The following is a 15,772-nucleotide window of genomic DNA, read 5'->3' as shown; positions in this document are numbered from 1 at the left end:
CCCGGGCCCGCGGGACTCTCAGTCCGGCGGGCGCGACGCCGTCGCGGGGGTGCTGGGGATGGGGGTGATGGGGGTCGGTGGCGGGGTGGGCAGCGCGTCGGCCTGGATGTCCATGGCGTCGTGGTCGGGATTGGGCACGCGCCAGACCTTGAGCACCTTGACGCGGACGCCGTACCCGGTGATCACGTCTCCGGCTTTGACCAGGTGCCAGTCGGCATCGAACTCGTCCTGATACAGGCCGAGTTCGGCTTCGTGGGGGCCGGGCGGCGGTTTGACGGACCCGTTGGTGGAGATGCGGAAACCCACGCCGCGGCCGTGGGGGAGGGAGATGCCGCCCGTGCTGAGGATTCCGATGGTCTCCGGCACGGCCACGAGCCGCTGCACGTCTGCCGCGACGAGCCCCACGGCTCCCACCGTGAACCACCGGGTGCGACGCATCCTGCCCCGCCCGTTCCTTCTTCTGCGCGGGCGTCTCGTCCTGCGCGGCCTGCTCACCCATGCGGTCCCCCGGGGACCGGTCTGCGCTGCCTGCCGACCCGAGTCCACGGCGCCACGGCAGGGCTCCAAGGCCGCCTGACGCATGGTCAGTCGTCGGCGAGCGCGGACTCGTAGGTCTGCAACGTGGTGACGAACATGCGGCGTTCGGCGGGGGTGAGCGGGGCGAGCGCCTGTCGCCAGGCGGTGGCTCCGCGGGTCAGCCAGTTGCTGATGGCGGGGTGGTGGGCGGGGTCGATCGACACGACGGCGCGGCGGCGGTCGCCGGGGTCGGCGTCGCGCCGCAGGACGCCCTGCTTGGCGAGGTCGCTGACCATGAGGCTCACCGTCGCGGGGGCGACCTCCAACCGGGTGGCGAGGTCGTTCACCGACAACGGGCCGTCGAAGAGCAGGTAGGAGAAGAGCGAGAGGTGGCGGGGCGCGAGGGAGTAGCCGCTCAGCTCCTCCGGGAGCTTGATCCGCTTGGCCCGGCCGACCATGCGGGGCATCAGGCGCAGGAGAGTGCGGATGCCGTCGTCGACGGAGAGGCCGTCGGCGCCCACGTCCGCGGAGTCGCTGCTCGGACCGTCCGGGCCCACCGGGCCCTCGCCTGCCGGGCCCCCGTCCGCCGTGCCGGCGCCTCCCGTACCGGCGCTTCCCGTGCCGGCGCTTCCCGTGCCGGCGCGTGCCCTGTCGGTGCCTGGTGCGCCCGCGTCCCCCGCGCCCGCCTGCGCGGCACCGCCCGTGCGCGCTGCCGCGCCGCTCGGGTCCACCGCGCCCGCGCCCGCCCTGCCTGCGCCCGCGTCCGCGCGGCCGTCACCCGTGATTGACATGGCAGCCCGCCTCCCATAGCTTTGCCCTCAAAGATGCTTTGCTTGCAAAGCGAAGCATTCCCGTGGTCCGAGCGTATCGGAGAGGGGCATTCCCATGGCCGACTGGACCGAGCAGGTCATCACGGAGTTCCGGGCGAACGGCGGCCGGGTCGGCGGCATGTTCGCCGGCGCCGACCTGCTGCTGCTCACCACCCTCGGCGCGCGCAGCGGCCTGCGCCGCACCCACCCGATCGGCTACGCCAGGGACGGCGACGCCCTCCACGTGTTCGGCTCGAACGCGGGCGCCGACCGGCACCCCGGCTGGTACCACAACCTGCTCGCCCACCCCCAGGCGCAGGTCGAGATCGGCGACGGCGCCGACGGCGTGCGCACCCTGGCGGTCCGCGCGCGGCCGCTGGCCGGGGCGGAACGCGACCGCGCCTGGGCCCGGCAGGTCGCCGCGGTGCCCGCCTACGGGGAGTACGAGACCCGGACCGCGCGGACCATCCCCGTGGTGGCGCTGCACCCCCTGGACCTCACGGCGCCGGACGCCGACCGCAACCGCGCCATCGCCTACCAACTCCTCACCGTGCACACCGAGTTGCGCGGCCAACTCGCCGCCCTGCGGTACGGCGAGCCGGCCACCGCCGAACTCGCCGTGCACTGCCTGGCGTTCTGCGACGCGCTGGGCGCGCACCACGGCACCGAAGAGGCGGTCCTGCCCGCCTTCGACTCCGCCTTCCCCCACCTTGCCCCGGTGCTGGCCCGGTTGCGGGCCGAGCACCGCGAAGTGGCCCAGGAGCTGGCCGAGTTGCGCGCGATGGTGCGGGAGGGTGCCGGACCCGCGGCCGTGCGGGCCCGGCTCGACGCCCTCGCCGCCGGCGCGGAGGCGCACTTCGCCTACGAGGAGCGGCACTTGCTGCCCGCCCTGCTGGGCGAGGACGGCGCCCGGGGGTTCGGCGCCGGCTCGGAGTGAGCCGGACGGGGCCGCCGGTTCGCAGTTCGCCGGTTCGCGACCGCCGGTTCAGGACCTGCCGGACCCGGTGGACGTGCCCGACGCTCAGCTCGTCGGCGAGTGGGACGGGGAGGCGGAAGGGCTGGGCGTCGCCGGCGCCGTACCGAAGACCACGCTCACCTTGGTGAACCCCAGCGACGTCAGCATCCGCGTCAGCATGCTTCGGGTGTTGGTCTCGGCGCGCTGCGCCAACTCGCTCTGCTTGGCGGCGGTCTGGATCTTCGACGCGGCCAGCTCGTTGAGCTGCTGCATGTTGCCGGGGTTGCCGCTGAAGAAGTCGCCGATCCGGTCGAAGAGGCCGCGCTGCTGCGACACCACGTAGGAGTGCTTGGGGTCGAGCGAGGCGCGCTCCAGACCGGCGTGCGGCAGCCGGATCGCCGCGGTCCTGCGGTTGTCGGAGACCTGCACCGCGCCGGTGCCGACCTTTCCGAGGTCGACGTAGGCGTCCACGCTGCCGGCCCCCACGTACAGGGTGCGCTTGCCGCGGACGGCGTCGGGCAGGAACTTGGCGTCCTTGTCGAGGTCCACCACGACCTGGAAGTTGCCGCTGGCGCCCTCGAAGCGGTTCATGTCCTGGATCGACTTGAGCAGCACCGGGCCGCTGCGGTCGGTGGTCTTCTCCTCGAACGGGTTCGGGATTCCGGGCAGCAGATTCGCCCTCCCGAGCAGGAAGAACAGCAGTCCCAGCACGACCACGCCGATCACGATCCGTGCCCACCACGGTGTGGTGCGCACCACCTCGACCTGCTGCGTCTCCATGACACACCTCCTCTCGTCAACGGCTCGGCTACCCCCGGAACGTGCCGACATGGCTGCGTTCCGTGGCCAACGCCCTTGGGGGGAAGGTGACTTGATCGTCGAGAAGCAGCGAGAGGGGGCGCCCCGGTCGCGAATGGGCGGACCCGATCGGCGAATGTTTCGCGGGTGGATTCGAAGCTTACGGCCCCCGATGGGCTGAAGTGCGGGGTGGGCGGGGCGCTGCCCTCGGCCCCCGGGCGGGCTACGATCGCTGATATGAGTGCCACCAGCGTGCAACCGCCCCGTGACGACCAGCCGGAGACCCCCGGTGACGGCACCGCGACGCTTGCCGAGATCGCGCGGGCCGCGGGCGTGTCGGCTCCGACTGTTTCGAAGGTTCTCAACGGGCGGGGCGACGTCGCGCCGGCCACCCGCAGCCGGGTCGAGGAGCTGCTGCGCCGGCACGGCTACCAGCGGCGGCGCGGCAGCGTGCAGCCGGCCCCGCTGATCGACCTGGTCTTCCACGAGCTGGAGAGCTCCTGGGCGATGGAGGTGATCCGCGGGGTGGAGAACGTGGCCCGCCAGGAGAGCCTCAACGTGGTGCTGTCGGAGTCCGCCGGGCGGCTCAGCCCCGGCCAGACCTGGGTGGACGGTGTGCTGGCCCGCCGCCCGACCGGGGTGATCCTGGTGCTGTCCGACCTGGACCCGGCGCAGCGCGCCCAGCTCACCAGCCGCGACATCCCGTTCGTGGTGCTGGACCCGGCCGGTGACCCGGGCGAGGACGTGCCCGCGATCGGCGCCACCAACTGGCAGGGCGGCCTCGCCGCCACCCGCCACCTGCTGGAGCTGGGCCACCGCCGGATCGGCGTGATCGGCGGCCCCAGCGGCATGATGTGCAACCGGGCCAGGATCGACGGCTACCGCGCCGCCCTGGAGACCGCCGGCGTCGACTACGACCCGGACCTGGTGCGGTCCGGCGACTTCCACCACGAGGCCGGCTACACCGTGGGGCTTGAGCTGCTGCGCCGCCCCGACCGCCCCACCGCCGTCTTCACCGGCAACGACCTCCAGGCCCTGGGGCTCTACGAGGCCGCGCGCGAGCTGGGCCTGCGCATTCCGCAGGACCTGAGCGTGGTCGGCTTCGACGACCTGCCGCTGGCCCGCTGGATCAGCCCGCCGCTGACCACGGTCCGCCAGCCGCTGACGGAGATGGCCGAGGCCGCTGCCCGGCTGGTGCTGGACCTGAGCCGGGGCAAGCAGCCGAGCACCCTGCGGGTGGACCTGGCGACGCGGCTGGTCGAGCGGGCGAGCAGCGCGCCGCCGCGCGCCGACAGCGAGGACCGGGGTCCGGCGGGGGAGCGGGCCGGGGAGTAGGCGGGGGAGTCGACGGCGGGGCGGCTCGGGGGCGGGGCTGCGGCCCGGCCCGCCCCCGGCCCGCCCCCGAGCCGGGTACGGGGAGTGCACCGCGCGGTGACGGGCGCGCGTCAGCCCGCGTATGGGAGCGCTCCCGCTACTCCCACCTGCGATGACCGTCGCGAGTGTTGACGCTCGACGGGGGCGGTCGTAAGGTCTGCGCACAGATCGGAATTGTCCCCGAAACTTTCGAACCGCGGGGAGCCGTACGGCATGGCCGCGGCGGCTCCCGGGGACGCAGCAACCCTGTCCAACCCCACTTGGAGAGAGGTACCCCCCGATGTTCTCGAAGCGCACCCTGAGATCCGCCCTGGGCGGGTCCGGCGTCGCCATGATCGCCGTGACGGCCGCGCTGGTCGCCACCGCGATGCCGTCCGCCCACGCCGCGGACACCCCGCTGCGCACGCTCGCCGAGGCCAAGGGCATCTACATGGGCACCGCCCTGATGGCCAACGAACTGTCCGGCACGTCGGCGTCGATCGCGAGCACGCAGTTCGACGAGGTGACCCCCGGCAACGAGATGAAGTGGGACACCGTCGAGCCGACCCAGGGCACGTACAACTGGGGGCCCGGCGACCAGATCGTGAGCTTCGCGCAGCAGCACGACATGGAGGTGCGCGGCCACAACCTGGTCTGGCACAGCCAGTTGCCGAACTGGCTGACGTCCGGCAGCTTCACCAACGCGCAGGTGCACGACCTGATGATCAAGCACGTCACCGACGAGGTCACGCACTACAAGGGCAAGGTCGTCCACTGGGACGTGGTCAACGAGCCGTTCAACGAGGACGGCAGCTACCGCTCGGACATCTGGTACAACCAGATCGGCCAGTCCTACATCGCCGACGCCCTCACGGCCGCGCACGCCGCCGACCCGGCCGCCAAGCTCTACATCAACGACTACAACATCGAGGGCGAGAACGCCAAGAGCAACGCGATGTACGACCTGGTCAAGTCGCTGAAGCAGCAAGGCGTGCCGATCGACGGCGTCGGCTTCCAGGCGCACTTCATCCTCGGCCAGATCCCCTCGGACTTCGAGGCGAACCTGCAGCGCTTCGCCGACCTCGGCGTGGACGTGGCGGTCACCGAACTCGACGTGCGGATGAACACCCCGGCCAGCGCCGCCGACCTCCAGCAGCAGGCGGGCGACTACACCAAGGTGGTGGACGACTGCCTCGGCGTCTCGCGCTGCCAGGGCATCACGGTGTGGGGCTTCAACGACGCCACCTCATGGGTGCCGAGCACCTTCCCCGGGCAGGGCGCGGCCACCCCGTACGACGAGAACTACCAGCCCAAGCCGGCGTACTACGCGATCCAGACCGCGCTGGGCGGCAGCGGTACGACCACCCCGCCGACGACGCCCCCCACGACGCCGCCGACCACGCCCCCGGGCGGCGGGGCCTGCACGGTCTCCTACACCACCAACGAGTGGAGCACGGGTCTGACCGCGAACGTCACCGTGACCAGCGCGTCGGCGGTGAACGGCTGGACGGTCGCGCTGACCTACCCCGGCGGCAGCAGAACCGTCACCCAAGCGTGGAACGCCACGGTCACCCAGAGCGGCAGCACCGTGAGCGCCACGAACCTCTCCTACAACGGGACCATCGCGGCCGGCGGCAACGCCACCTTCGGCTTCAACGCCGACTGGTCCGGCACCGACCCGAAACCCACCGCCGCCACCCTCAACGGCACCTCGTGCAGCATCAGTTGAGCTGACCTGCGGTTCCCCGCGCCCTTGCCTTCGGCTCGGTCCCTTCCACGGAAGGACGTTGCCCCGCAAGGGACGCGGGGAACCGCGCGACGAATCCACGTGCCGCCGGGGTGGGAGCGGTGACGGGTGTGGTGGGGGTGACGGTCACCCTCCGCTGACGGTCACCGTTGCCTCGTGCCGGACCGGGAAGTTCACCGAGCTTGCGATGAAGCAGAGTTCGTGTGCGCGCTCGTGGAGTGCGAGCGCTTTCTCCGCCATGGCGGGATCGGCGACCTCGACCTCGGGGCGGAGTACGGCCTCGGTGAAGTGCCCGCCGCCGTCGGACGTTTCGGCCATGGTGCCGTCAGCGCGGTCGGTGTAGGCGGTGACCACGACGCCGTTGACCGCGCAGACATGGAGATACGCGAGCAGGTGGCACTGGGAGAGCGCCGCGAGCAGCATCTGCTCGGGGTTCCAGCGGTCGGCGTCGCCACGGAAGTGCGGATCGGCGGACCCGGCGATCACGGGTGTGCCGGGCGCGGTGACCTCGTGGGTGCGCCGGTAGGACCGGTACGAGTCCGTGCCCGTGCCGAGGTTGCCGGTCCAGACGAGCTCGGTCCGGTAGGTGTGCTGCCGGGCGGACGGCATGGGGTGCTCCCTCGGGTCGGTGGCGGCCACCAGGGGCCGTAACGGTCATTTTATCGGTGGGCTCCCTACCACCGCGCGGGGCTCACCGGTCGGCGGGAACGGCGGGTATGTACGGTCCCGGCGGGGCGGCCAGCGCGCGGGCCACCCCGGGCTCCTGGCGCCCGAGGAACTTCGGGCTCGGCTTGATCGCGATGTCGAGCGCGGCCTTGTCCGCGGCCAGCAGCTCCCGGGTCCCGCTGGCGTACCACGTGGCGTCGTGCTTCTCGTCGACGCCGACGCCGTACGCGTCGATCCCCGCGGCCTTGCACAGCGCGAGCGCCCGGTCGATGTGGAAGCTCTGGCTGACCAGCACCGCGTGGTCCACGCCGAAGATCCGCTTGGCCCGGTCGCAGGAGTCCCAGGTGTCGAACCCGGCGTAGTCCAGCACCACTTGGGAGCTGGGCACGCCGTGCGCGACCAGGTAGGTACGCATCGCGCCCGGTTCGTTGTACGACGTACGGCTGTTGTCGCCGGTGGCGAGGATCACCTGGACCTTGCCGGCCGCGTACAGCCGGATCGCCGCGTCGAGACGGTGCGCGAGGTACGCCGACGGGGTGCCGTGGACCAGCCCCGCGCCGAAGACCACGGCCACGGGCTCGCTCGGCACGTCCTGCTCGGAGCGCACCCGGCTGTCCTGGGTGAGCCGCAGCCAGGTCGGCGGCAGCAGCGCGAGCACGCACAGCGCCACCGCCCAGCGCAGCAGCCGGCGTTGGGCGTGGCGGGTGCGCGGGAGGTGTGGGAGTCGGGGGCGGAAGCGGCGCGCCGGGCGAGCACTGTCCGAGGTGGCCGGGGTCGGCGCGGGAGCGGGCGAGCCGTCCGGGGTGGCCGGGGTGGCCGGGGCCTGGGCCGTCCGCGGGCTCGCCGATGTGCCCGGGTCGTCCGGTGCCTGCGACGTACGCGACGCGGTCGGTGCCTGCGACGTCCGCGGGCGGAGCGGGCCGATCCGAGCGGTGCGGGTGGTCCGGATGATGCCGGCCGCCCGGGCGCGCAGTCGTCTGGTCCGGTCACGCATCGGTGCCCCCTCGCTCGTGGGGCGCGCTGCCGCGCCCGCCGGTCACGCAAGATCTCCCCCTACGCGCTGATTGACGTGTTCCCGGCCCACGCGGTTGCGGTGAACTCGCGGGCCGCGGCCCCCGTGTACAGCGCCGCGGCCAGCCACGCGGTGGCGAAGGCGTCCGGGTCGGCGGGCAGCATCGCGCCCAGCGGGTCCGGACGGCGGGCCCGGGTCGCGGCGGCGAGGGAGCGCGCGCACGCGGCGGCCGTCGGCAGCCCCGCGGCCACCAGCCGGCCCGGTAGTTCGGGGTCGACCGCGGCGGCGGCCAGCGCACGGCCGCCTGCCACGGTGCGGGCCACCGCCCGGCTCAGCAGCTCCCACTCCACCGGTGGGGGAGCGAGCGGCGGTATCGATGGCAGGTGCCCGGCACCGGCCGACCCGTCCGCGCGGCCGGGCGCGGACCCTGGCACGGAAAAGGGAGGAGGGGCGCCGGGCGGAAGGCGGTCGAGCCCCAGGTCGTAGCGCGCACCGCCGTCGGTCGTCAGCGCCAGCGCGGCCACTCCCGACGGCCGGTCGGGGGCCAGCCGACCGATCAGCCGGACCCGTCCGCCCGGGCGTTCGGCGAGCCGTCGCAGGTTGCCGGCGTACGCCAACTCCGGTCGCTCGTCGGGGGCGTGGAGCAGCACCGGCGGGCCGCCGTCCGGCACGAGCGCGGCGCGCCCGCCCCGGCCGACCACGGTCCCTTCGAGGAAGAGCAGGTCGGCGCCGGCGGGTCTGCGGTCGGCGTCGGTGCCCTGGTGCGCGAGTGCGGCCGCGACCTGTTCCGCGGGCGGCCGGTGCCACAGCGCGTCGAGCGGGTCGGCGGACCAGTCCGCGCCGGACGCCGTGACCGTACGCAGCCTCGTGCCGCCGCCGATCCGGCCGTCCTCGGTGAGGGTCGCCCCGGTGGCGATCAGGCCCGCGCCGCGGCCGAGTTCGCGCAGGGTGAGGGCGGCGCCGCCGGGCAGCGGGGCGCTCGCGGCCGACCGGGCCCGCTCGGGCGGCCCGGGGGCGATGACGGCGAAGGTGCGCAGCCCGCCACCCGGGTCGAGGGCGTACGTCCGCGCGCCCGCGTAACCCGACGCGGTCGCCACCGGTTCGGTGAACAGGCCGTACAGCCGCAGTGATCCGCTCGGGCGGTACGTCCGGCGGGCCTCGCCCGCGGCCCGGTGCGCGGCGGCGCGGGCCGCGGGGTCGGCCGGGTCGGCGGCGCGTATCACGCGGGTCAGGTCGAGCAGTTCGGCCAGGTCGTCCACCAACTCGGCCAGCCGGAAGGACGGTTCGGCGCCACGGGCTTCGGTGAGGCGGCGGGCGACGCGGACCGCTGCCGAGGAGGGCCGGTGCAGTCCGGCGAGCCTGGCGGCCTGCGCGGCATGCAGCAGCCTCGTACGCGGCAGCGTGGAGGCGACGGCGCCCTCGCGGAGGACGGCGACCCCGGCCGCCCACAACGCCTGCGCGGCCTGCTCCGCCGCGGGGCCCAACGGGTCCGGCCGCGCCGACGGCTCCGCCCCGCCCTCTTCCCTACCCCCGGCTCCCTCCCCGGGCGGCGCCTGCGGCTCCTCCGCTTCCTCCGCTTCCTCCGCTTCCTCCGCCAGGGGCGCCGCCGCGAGCACCGCCGCCCGGTGCAGGCACGCCGGAGCGAGCAGGCAGTCGCAGGTCACGGCGGCCGCGCTCGCCACGGTGCCGTGTTCGGTGAGAGCGAGCACGACCGTGGTGTCCGCGTCCACCGCCACCCGCGCGGCGCCCTCCACCCGGGTCACCGGCCACCCGGCCGCCTTCGCCACCGCGCCGTCGAGCCGCTTGCGCAGCCGCGCGGGCAGATCCGCCAGCGCCTGCGCCGCGGCACCCGCCGCGACCGGCGGGAGCCCTCCCTCTGCCCCTGTCCCCGTCTCCATCCCACACCCTCCACCCGCACCGTCCCCAGCGCCCCGTCGTACGCCCCGAACTCATCCTGCCCCACGGGTCTGACAACGGGTCCGACAGCGCCCGCGCCCACGGGCTGCGCCGGTCCTCCGCCCGTGGGCACCCCCGTTCCATCGGCTCCCGGACCACGGTGACGGGTGGCCCGCACGGTTCTCCGCGCCCCTGGGTCTGTGCGGGCCCTTCCGTGGTGGCCCCGCCGCGCCGCGGGGGTTGCGGTCAGGTGGCGGGTGCGGCGTCGTCGTGGTTGGTCGCGCAGTTCCCCGCGCCCCTGAGTGTGTGCGGGTTCTTCCGTGGTGGCCCCGCCGCGTCGCGGGTGCGGCGTCGTCGTGGTTGGTCGCGCAGTTCCCCGCGCCCCTGGGTGTGTGCGGGTTCTTGCGTGGTGGTCCCGCCGCGTCGTGGCTCGGTGCCGTGGATGGCGTTCACTGATGAGGGGCGCGGGGAACTGCGCGACAAGCCGTCCACCGGCGGGTGGTCCGGCGACTCGGCTGTCCGGGCTGGGCCTGCGGGCCCCCGGCTGCGGGCCCCCGGTCCGTGGAAGGGGCCACCCCCAAGGGCCCGGCGAGCCGGGGGGAGTCAGGGGCGGCGGACCTGTTCGCCGATCCAGGACGCCAGTTGGAGGGGCCCGAGAGCGGCGACGGGCATACCCGCGCTGACGAGCTGCCCGGCCACGCCAGTGGAATAGCGGGGCCGCCCCGAATCGTCGAGCGAGGCACAACCGAGGACGCGGCAGCCGGAGTCGACCAGGGCCCGCACCTCCGCCAGGAGCGGTCCGAGCGCGTCGCCCTCCTCGAAGTCGCTGATGAGTACGACGAGCGTGCGGGAGGGCACCGTGACGAGGGTGCGGGCGTGGCGCAGCCCGCGGGCGATGGAGGTGCCGCCGCCGACCCGCACTTCGAGCAGAAGTGACAGCGGGTCGGACACCTGGTCGGTGAGGTCCAGGACTTCCGTGGAGAAGGCCACGAAGTGCGTGGTGAGCGCGGGCACCCCGGCGAGCACGGCCGCGGTGAGCGCGGCCCAGACCGTGGAGGACTCCATCGACCCGGACACGTCGACGACCAGGACGATCCGCCAGTCCGCCGAAGCGCGGGCGCGGGTGCGGAAGACCGGCCGTTCGGGCCGTACGGTGACCGCGCCGGTGACCGGATCGCGTTCGGCCGTCGCGAGGTTGGCGCGCAGCGTACGGGCCAGGTCCAGCGGGCCGCCCGGGCGGCGGGTGGGCCGCGGGTGGGTCAGGCCGACCAGCGCCGGCCGCATCCGGACCGCGAGTTCGCGGGTCAGCTCGCCGACGATACGGGCCACGAGCGGCCGCAGCCGGGCGAGTTGGCCCTCGGGCAGGCCGCCCGCGTAGGAGAGCACGGTACGCAGCAGGTCCACCGAGGGGCGCGCCGACCGCGGGTCGATGGCGAGCGCGGCGTCCAGCCGGCCCGCCGATGCCGCCGCCGACAGCACTTCCTCCCGCACGTCCGCGCCGAACAGTTCCGCCAACTCCTCGCCCCACGCGCGCACATCCGGATACGGCGGGCCCTGGCCCCCTCCACTGCCCGTCGCGCCGGGCACGCTCGCCGCGCCCTCGCCGCGCCCTGAGCCGTACAACTCGTCGAGCGCGGTGGCGATCCGCCCGGCCCGGCCGCCGCGCCCGCCGCCGTCCTCGACCTGCCCGAGCAGCAACTGCCAGCGGACGTCCGAGGTGATGCCGTCGGGTGCGGGTGCGGGTGCGGGTGCGGGTGCGGGTTCCTGCGGCTCGGGCCGCGGGGAGGCGGGTGCCTCGGCCGCGTCCGCCGTGGCAGGCTTCGGCCCGGCGGGGTTCGCCGTCGGCCCGGCGCTCTCCGTCGTGAGGAGCGTCAACAAGCCGCGCGCCGCGAGCACTTCGCGACCGGCGAGGTCCGCCGACGTGTGTCGGGCGAGCGTGTGCGGGTCAATCGCGGTGGCCCCCCGGGACGCGGCCGGCGCGGACGGGTGGGCGCGGACCGTGGCGAGCAGGCGGGCGCGGGCGGCGGGGGAGAGGGCGTCGAAGCCGTGTCGCAGGGCCGGCAACCGGGTGAGGAAGGCGCGGTCGGGCAGTGCCGCGACGAGTTCGGTGACCGGGGCCAGCAGCGGGCCCGATTCGAGGAGCGGCCCGGCCGCGGTGAGCGCACCCGCGAGGAACGCGCCCAGGTCGGCACGGAGTTCGGGACCGGTCGCGCCGTACGCACGACCGGCCAGCGCCGTACCGAAGGCCGCGGGCGGGAGGTCGTCGAGCAGCACCCGGGTCGCGGCCGCGGCGCCCTTGATCAGCGGGGTGCCGTCGGCGGCCAGCCGGATCAGGGCGTCGCGGACCCGTAGCCCCGGCGGGCCGCCGCGGGTGGCGAGTTCGGCCAGCGCGCGGGCGTCGGCGGGGTCGTCGGAACCCGCCAGCCCGTCCAGCGCGCGAACGCCCGCCGCGGTGAGTCCGGCGAGCGCGGCGGCGACCGGCGCGGCCTCCCAGTCCGGGGGCAGGCCGGGCAGCAGCCCGGCCGAGATCCGGTCGAGCAGCCGCATCGCGGAAAGGAGTTCGGGCAGCGTCCCGGCGGCCGGCAGCACGTCGGCGGTCTCGGCGAGCCGGTCCGCCGCCGCGTCCGGCAGCCCGCACAACGCCGACTCCTCGAAACCGGCCAGCACTTCGGCCGCCGTGGGGCCGCCGCGCCGCCGCTCGGCCAGCGCCCGCTGCCGCAGCAGACCGGCGGCGGCCTGCGCCAGGTCGGTGCCGTGGGCGGCCACGGCGTCCAGCATGGCGGCGGTCGCCGGGGTCCAGCCGACCGCCCAGCGGACACCGATGCCGATGCCCGCGCTCGCGCCGGTGTCGCCGTCGGGCGCGGCGGCCCCCGGCGATCCGGCCGGCCCGGACGCGCCCGGCGTTCCGAATGGCGTGCCCCCGCCGGGTACGACCTCGCCATACGGCACCCGGCACACCGCCAGCCGGCGCAGCGCCAACTCCCGCCTGCGGTCGAGCGGTGAGCGGTGCGGGTCGAGCCGCACCTCGCGCCGGTCCGGCGCATCCGGTGCGGGCAGCCGCAGTTCGGAGAGGAGCGCCTCGACGGCCGGGCCGAGCCCGGAGCGCGGGGTGCCGGGCGCGAGCCGCCCGTGCCGGGTGCCGACCAGCACGGACTCCAGTGCCTGCGCCACCACCCGTCCCCGGCCGAGCAGTTGGCCCTGCGCGAGAACCGTCTGCGCCGCCTCCAGCAACTCCGCACGCCCCGCGGCCGGCCGATCCCGCAGGGTCGCCAAGTCGCGGGCGTGGCGCACCACTTCGCGGGCATCCGGCGGCCCGCACGGATGGCCCGCGGCGCGTACGGCGACGCAGATCCGTACCGCCGTCGCCACCAGCAACGCGTCCAGCCGCTCCGCGTCCCCGGCCGCCTCCACGACACCCTGCTGCCACTCCGGGTCCCGGACGCCGGCGGGGTAGCCGGACCGCTCGTCCAGCAGCGCGAAGGTATAGGGGACGAGCGAGGTGGTGACATCGCCGGTCGCCGCGGGCGGTTCGGTCGCCGCGGGCGGTTCGGCCGCCACACCCGGTTCGGCCGCAGCAGGCGGTTCGGTCCCGCCGCCCGGTTCGGCGCCGGCCTCGGCGTCCGGCGCGTGCCGTGCCGCGCCCGGCAGCAGGGCCGGGGCGTGGAACGCGCCCACCAGCGCGACCGGCCGTACGGCGCCGCGCTCGGCCATCACGCGCCGCATGTGGGCCTCGCGGCGCAGGTCGTGGGGGTCGAGCCGGTCCTCCGTTGCGGCGTCGCGGCGGAGCGCCCAGCCGACCATGAGGGCGGCGCGGCGCAGCGACTCGGGCGCGCCGCCCGGGGCCGCGGACTCGACCAGGCGGTCCCAGAGGTCGTCCTCGGCGCGGCCCCCGGCACGCTCCCGCAACGCGTCCGCGAGGCCGCGCCGCGAGGATGGGTGAAGGGTGCCCGCGCCGCCCCCTCCGCGGCGCGGGCTGTCTGTTTCGGGCGCCCCGACCGGCAGGTCGAACGCCACCACCGGCACCCCGGCCGCCCGCGCCCAGCGCAGCGCGGCGAGTTCCGGCGAGAAATCCGCGAACGGCAGGAACACCAGCCCGCGCGGCCCGTGCCCGGCCAGCGCCACCGGCGGCAGCACATCGGGGTCGGCCAGGTGCGGCAGCCAGGTCCCGAAGTCCGCGGGCAGCTCCACGAACAGCACGTCGGGCGCCGCCGCGGCCAGCAGCTCCGGTACGGCGGCGGCCAGCGCGGGCGAGTGATGGCGTACCCCGATCAGGTACGGCTCCCGGCAGCCCGCCAGCTCTCCCAACTCCGCCTCGAAAAAGTCGTGTTCGAAGCGGCCGGACCCGCCGAACCCGTCGAGCAAGCCGAGCCCGTCGGACCCTCGGGACCCGCCGAACCCGTCGACCTGGTCGGCCGGTTCGGCCGGTTCGGCCCTGCCGGCCCGTTCGGGTGCCACCCCCGCCGCAGCCCCGTTCGCGCCCCCCTCCGCCGCCTCAGCCGAGCGCATCGCGCAGCTCCCACAGCGTCCGCCACAGCGGCGCGCCCTGCTCCGCGCGGCGCCGTACCGGACCGTCCCAGTAGCCGAGCAGCCGGGCGTGGTCGGCCGGGTCGTCCTTGCGTACGGTGCCGAGCAGGTGCCCGGGCAGGGTGCGCAACGGGTCCCGGCCGTCGGGGAGATAGGCCGCGGCCAGGCCCATCGAGGTGGCGACGTGGACCGCTTCCGCGGTGCTCATCACCGTGGAGGGCCGCTCCACCTCCCAGCCTTCGGCGCTCTGGCCGCCGCGCAGGTCGCGGAAGGCGGTGACCAGTGCCTCCAGCACCGCCTGGTCGACGGCGAACTCGGCGCCGCCGCGGGCCAGCGCGGCCGTGGCCTGGGCGCGGACGAGCGCGGTCTCGGTGTCGAGGTCGTCGATCGGGCCGACCGTCTCGAAGTTGAACCGGCGCTTGAGGGCCGCGGACATCTCCGAGACGCCGCGGTCGCGGAGGTTGGCGGTGGCGATCACCGTGAAGCCGGGCACCGCGTGGCCCGTGCCGTCCGTGCCGTCGCCGCTGTCGGCCAACTCGGGTACGGCCATGCGCCGTTCGGACAGGATCGACACGAGCGCGTCCTGCACCTCCGGCAGGCAGCGGGTGATCTCCTCGATCCGGGCCACCGCGCCGCGCGTCATCGCGGTGAGCACGGGGGAGGGCACGAGGGCCGCGCGGCTGGGGCCGTTGGCGAGCAGCGACGCGTAGTTCCAGCCGTAGCGGACCTGGTCCTCGGTGGTGCCCGCGGTGCCCTGGACGGTCAGCCCGCTGGTGCCGCACACGGCGGCGGCCAGCAGCTCCGACAGCATCGACTTGGCGGTGCCGGGCTCGCCGACCAGCAGCAGGCCCCGCTCCCCGGCGAGCGTCACCACGCACCGCTCCACCAGCGCCCGGTCGCCGACGAACTTCCGTGCCACCACAAGCTCGTGGGGCCCGTCGCCCGCCGGGGCGCCCTCAACTCCGTTGCCGGCGGCAGCGCGCAGCGGTTCGCCGCCCGAGCCGCAGACGAAGACGACCACCGCCCTCGGGGTCAGCCGCCAGCCGGGCGGGCGCGGTCCGCGGTCCCAGCCGGCCAGGAACGCCAGCTCCGCGGCGTACCGGTCCTCGGCCAACTCGATCTGCCGCCGGGCAGGTTGAGCGCTCACCACGCCACCGTCACCTTCGCTGTCTCCTTCACCCGCACCGTCGAACCCCCCGGTCCCGGCGCGCTTCGTCCCGCGCTCGCTCATCGCCGTCCCCGTCCGGTCCGCCGCTGGGCGAACTTCTCGAACGCCGGCGGGTCGCCGTCCAGCACCCGCTGCCATGCCCGCCTGAACAGCTCGGGCACCGGCAGTTCCGGTATCGGCTGCGCGGCGAGGTCCAACTGCCCGGCGGAGAGCAGTTCCTGCTTCCACGGGCCGTCGAACCCCCCGGTCCCGGCGCGCTTCGTCCCGCGCTCGCTCATCGCCGTCCCCGTCCGGTCCGCCGCTGGGCGAACTTCTCGAACGCCGGCGG

The 15,772-nt window shown here is 75.2% G+C and carries 12 protein-coding genes; 3 read left to right on the top strand and 9 right to left on the bottom strand.

What is annotated here, in order from left to right:
• Positions 1 to 18 precede the first annotated feature (18 nt).
• Together ACIPAE_RS04415 and ACIPAE_RS04410 are read right to left on the bottom strand one after the other, a co-directional pair.
• Positions 19 to 405 (bottom strand): hypothetical protein, encoded by a 387-nt coding sequence (locus tag ACIPAE_RS04415; RefSeq protein ID WP_402442827.1) that lies wholly within the window; start codon positions 403 to 405, stop codon positions 19 to 21.
• 179 nt (positions 406 to 584) lie between these two features.
• Positions 585 to 1,307, bottom strand: a complete 723-nt coding sequence (locus ACIPAE_RS04410; protein ID WP_402442825.1) for a MarR family winged helix-turn-helix transcriptional regulator — start codon at positions 1,305 to 1,307, stop codon at positions 585 to 587.
• Between the two features lie 94 nt (positions 1,308 to 1,401).
• On the opposite strand from ACIPAE_RS04410, the gene ACIPAE_RS04405 reads away from it, so the two are divergent.
• Complete coding sequence (locus ACIPAE_RS04405; RefSeq protein ID WP_402442823.1) at positions 1,402 to 2,262, top strand: nitroreductase/quinone reductase family protein; 861 nt, start codon at positions 1,402 to 1,404, stop codon at positions 2,260 to 2,262.
• An 84-nt stretch (positions 2,263 to 2,346) separates the two neighbouring features.
• On the opposite strand, the gene ACIPAE_RS04400 is transcribed toward ACIPAE_RS04405, so the two are convergent.
• Positions 2,347 to 3,060, bottom strand: a complete 714-nt coding sequence (locus ACIPAE_RS04400) for a DUF4230 domain-containing protein (RefSeq protein WP_328463792.1) — start codon at positions 3,058 to 3,060, stop codon at positions 2,347 to 2,349.
• A 255-nt stretch (positions 3,061 to 3,315) separates the two neighbouring features.
• On the opposite strand from ACIPAE_RS04400, the gene ACIPAE_RS04395 reads away from it, so the two are divergent.
• Both ACIPAE_RS04395 and ACIPAE_RS04390 read left to right on the top strand, forming a co-directional pair.
• Positions 3,316 to 4,413: a LacI family DNA-binding transcriptional regulator gene (locus tag ACIPAE_RS04395; protein WP_329369648.1), complete on the top strand. Its 1,098-nt coding sequence runs from the start codon at positions 3,316 to 3,318 to the stop codon at positions 4,411 to 4,413.
• 319 nt (positions 4,414 to 4,732) lie between these two features.
• Entirely contained in the window at positions 4,733 to 6,160 is a 1,428-nt protein-coding gene (locus tag ACIPAE_RS04390; protein WP_366411402.1) for an endo-1,4-beta-xylanase, read from the top strand.
• 144 nt (positions 6,161 to 6,304) lie between these two features.
• Here ACIPAE_RS04390 and ACIPAE_RS04385 read toward each other — a convergent pair whose 3' ends face one another.
• The 6 genes from ACIPAE_RS04385 to ACIPAE_RS04360 all read right to left on the bottom strand — a co-directional run bounded on the left by ACIPAE_RS04385 (position 6,305) and on the right by ACIPAE_RS04360 (position 15,722).
• Positions 6,305 to 6,787 (bottom strand): OsmC family protein, encoded by a 483-nt coding sequence (locus tag ACIPAE_RS04385; RefSeq protein ID WP_329369650.1) that lies wholly within the window; start codon positions 6,785 to 6,787, stop codon positions 6,305 to 6,307.
• A gap of 82 nt (positions 6,788 to 6,869) precedes the next feature.
• Complete coding sequence (locus tag ACIPAE_RS04380; protein WP_402443297.1) at positions 6,870 to 7,529, bottom strand: vancomycin high temperature exclusion protein; 660 nt, start codon at positions 7,527 to 7,529, stop codon at positions 6,870 to 6,872.
• Positions 7,530 to 7,897: 368 nt separating this feature from the next.
• A complete protein-coding gene (locus tag ACIPAE_RS04375; RefSeq protein WP_402442821.1) occupies positions 7,898 to 9,754 on the bottom strand; it encodes a hypothetical protein in 1,857 nt (618 codons plus the stop codon).
• A gap of 601 nt (positions 9,755 to 10,355) precedes the next feature.
• Positions 10,356 to 14,258 carry a DUF5682 family protein gene (locus tag ACIPAE_RS04370; protein ID WP_402442820.1) on the bottom strand — a complete coding sequence of 1,301 codons (3,903 nt, stop codon included), beginning with the start codon at positions 14,256 to 14,258 and terminating at the stop codon, positions 10,356 to 10,358.
• Positions 14,245 to 15,507 carry an AAA family ATPase gene (locus tag ACIPAE_RS04365; protein ID WP_402442818.1) on the bottom strand — a complete coding sequence of 421 codons (1,263 nt, stop codon included), beginning with the start codon at positions 15,505 to 15,507 and terminating at the stop codon, positions 14,245 to 14,247. Before ACIPAE_RS04365 ends, ACIPAE_RS04370 begins: the two co-directional genes overlap by 14 nt.
• Positions 15,504 to 15,722 (bottom strand): hypothetical protein, encoded by a 219-nt coding sequence (locus tag ACIPAE_RS04360; RefSeq protein WP_402442816.1) that lies wholly within the window; start codon positions 15,720 to 15,722, stop codon positions 15,504 to 15,506. Before ACIPAE_RS04360 ends, ACIPAE_RS04365 begins: the two co-directional genes overlap by 4 nt.
• Between the last annotated feature and the right edge of the window lie 50 nt (positions 15,723 to 15,772).

The organism is Streptomyces sp. NPDC087270, from assembly GCF_044744625.1.
Lineage (GTDB): Bacteria > Actinomycetota > Actinomycetes > Streptomycetales > Streptomycetaceae > Actinacidiphila.
This window is presented reverse-complemented; position numbering and strand designations above follow the sequence as displayed.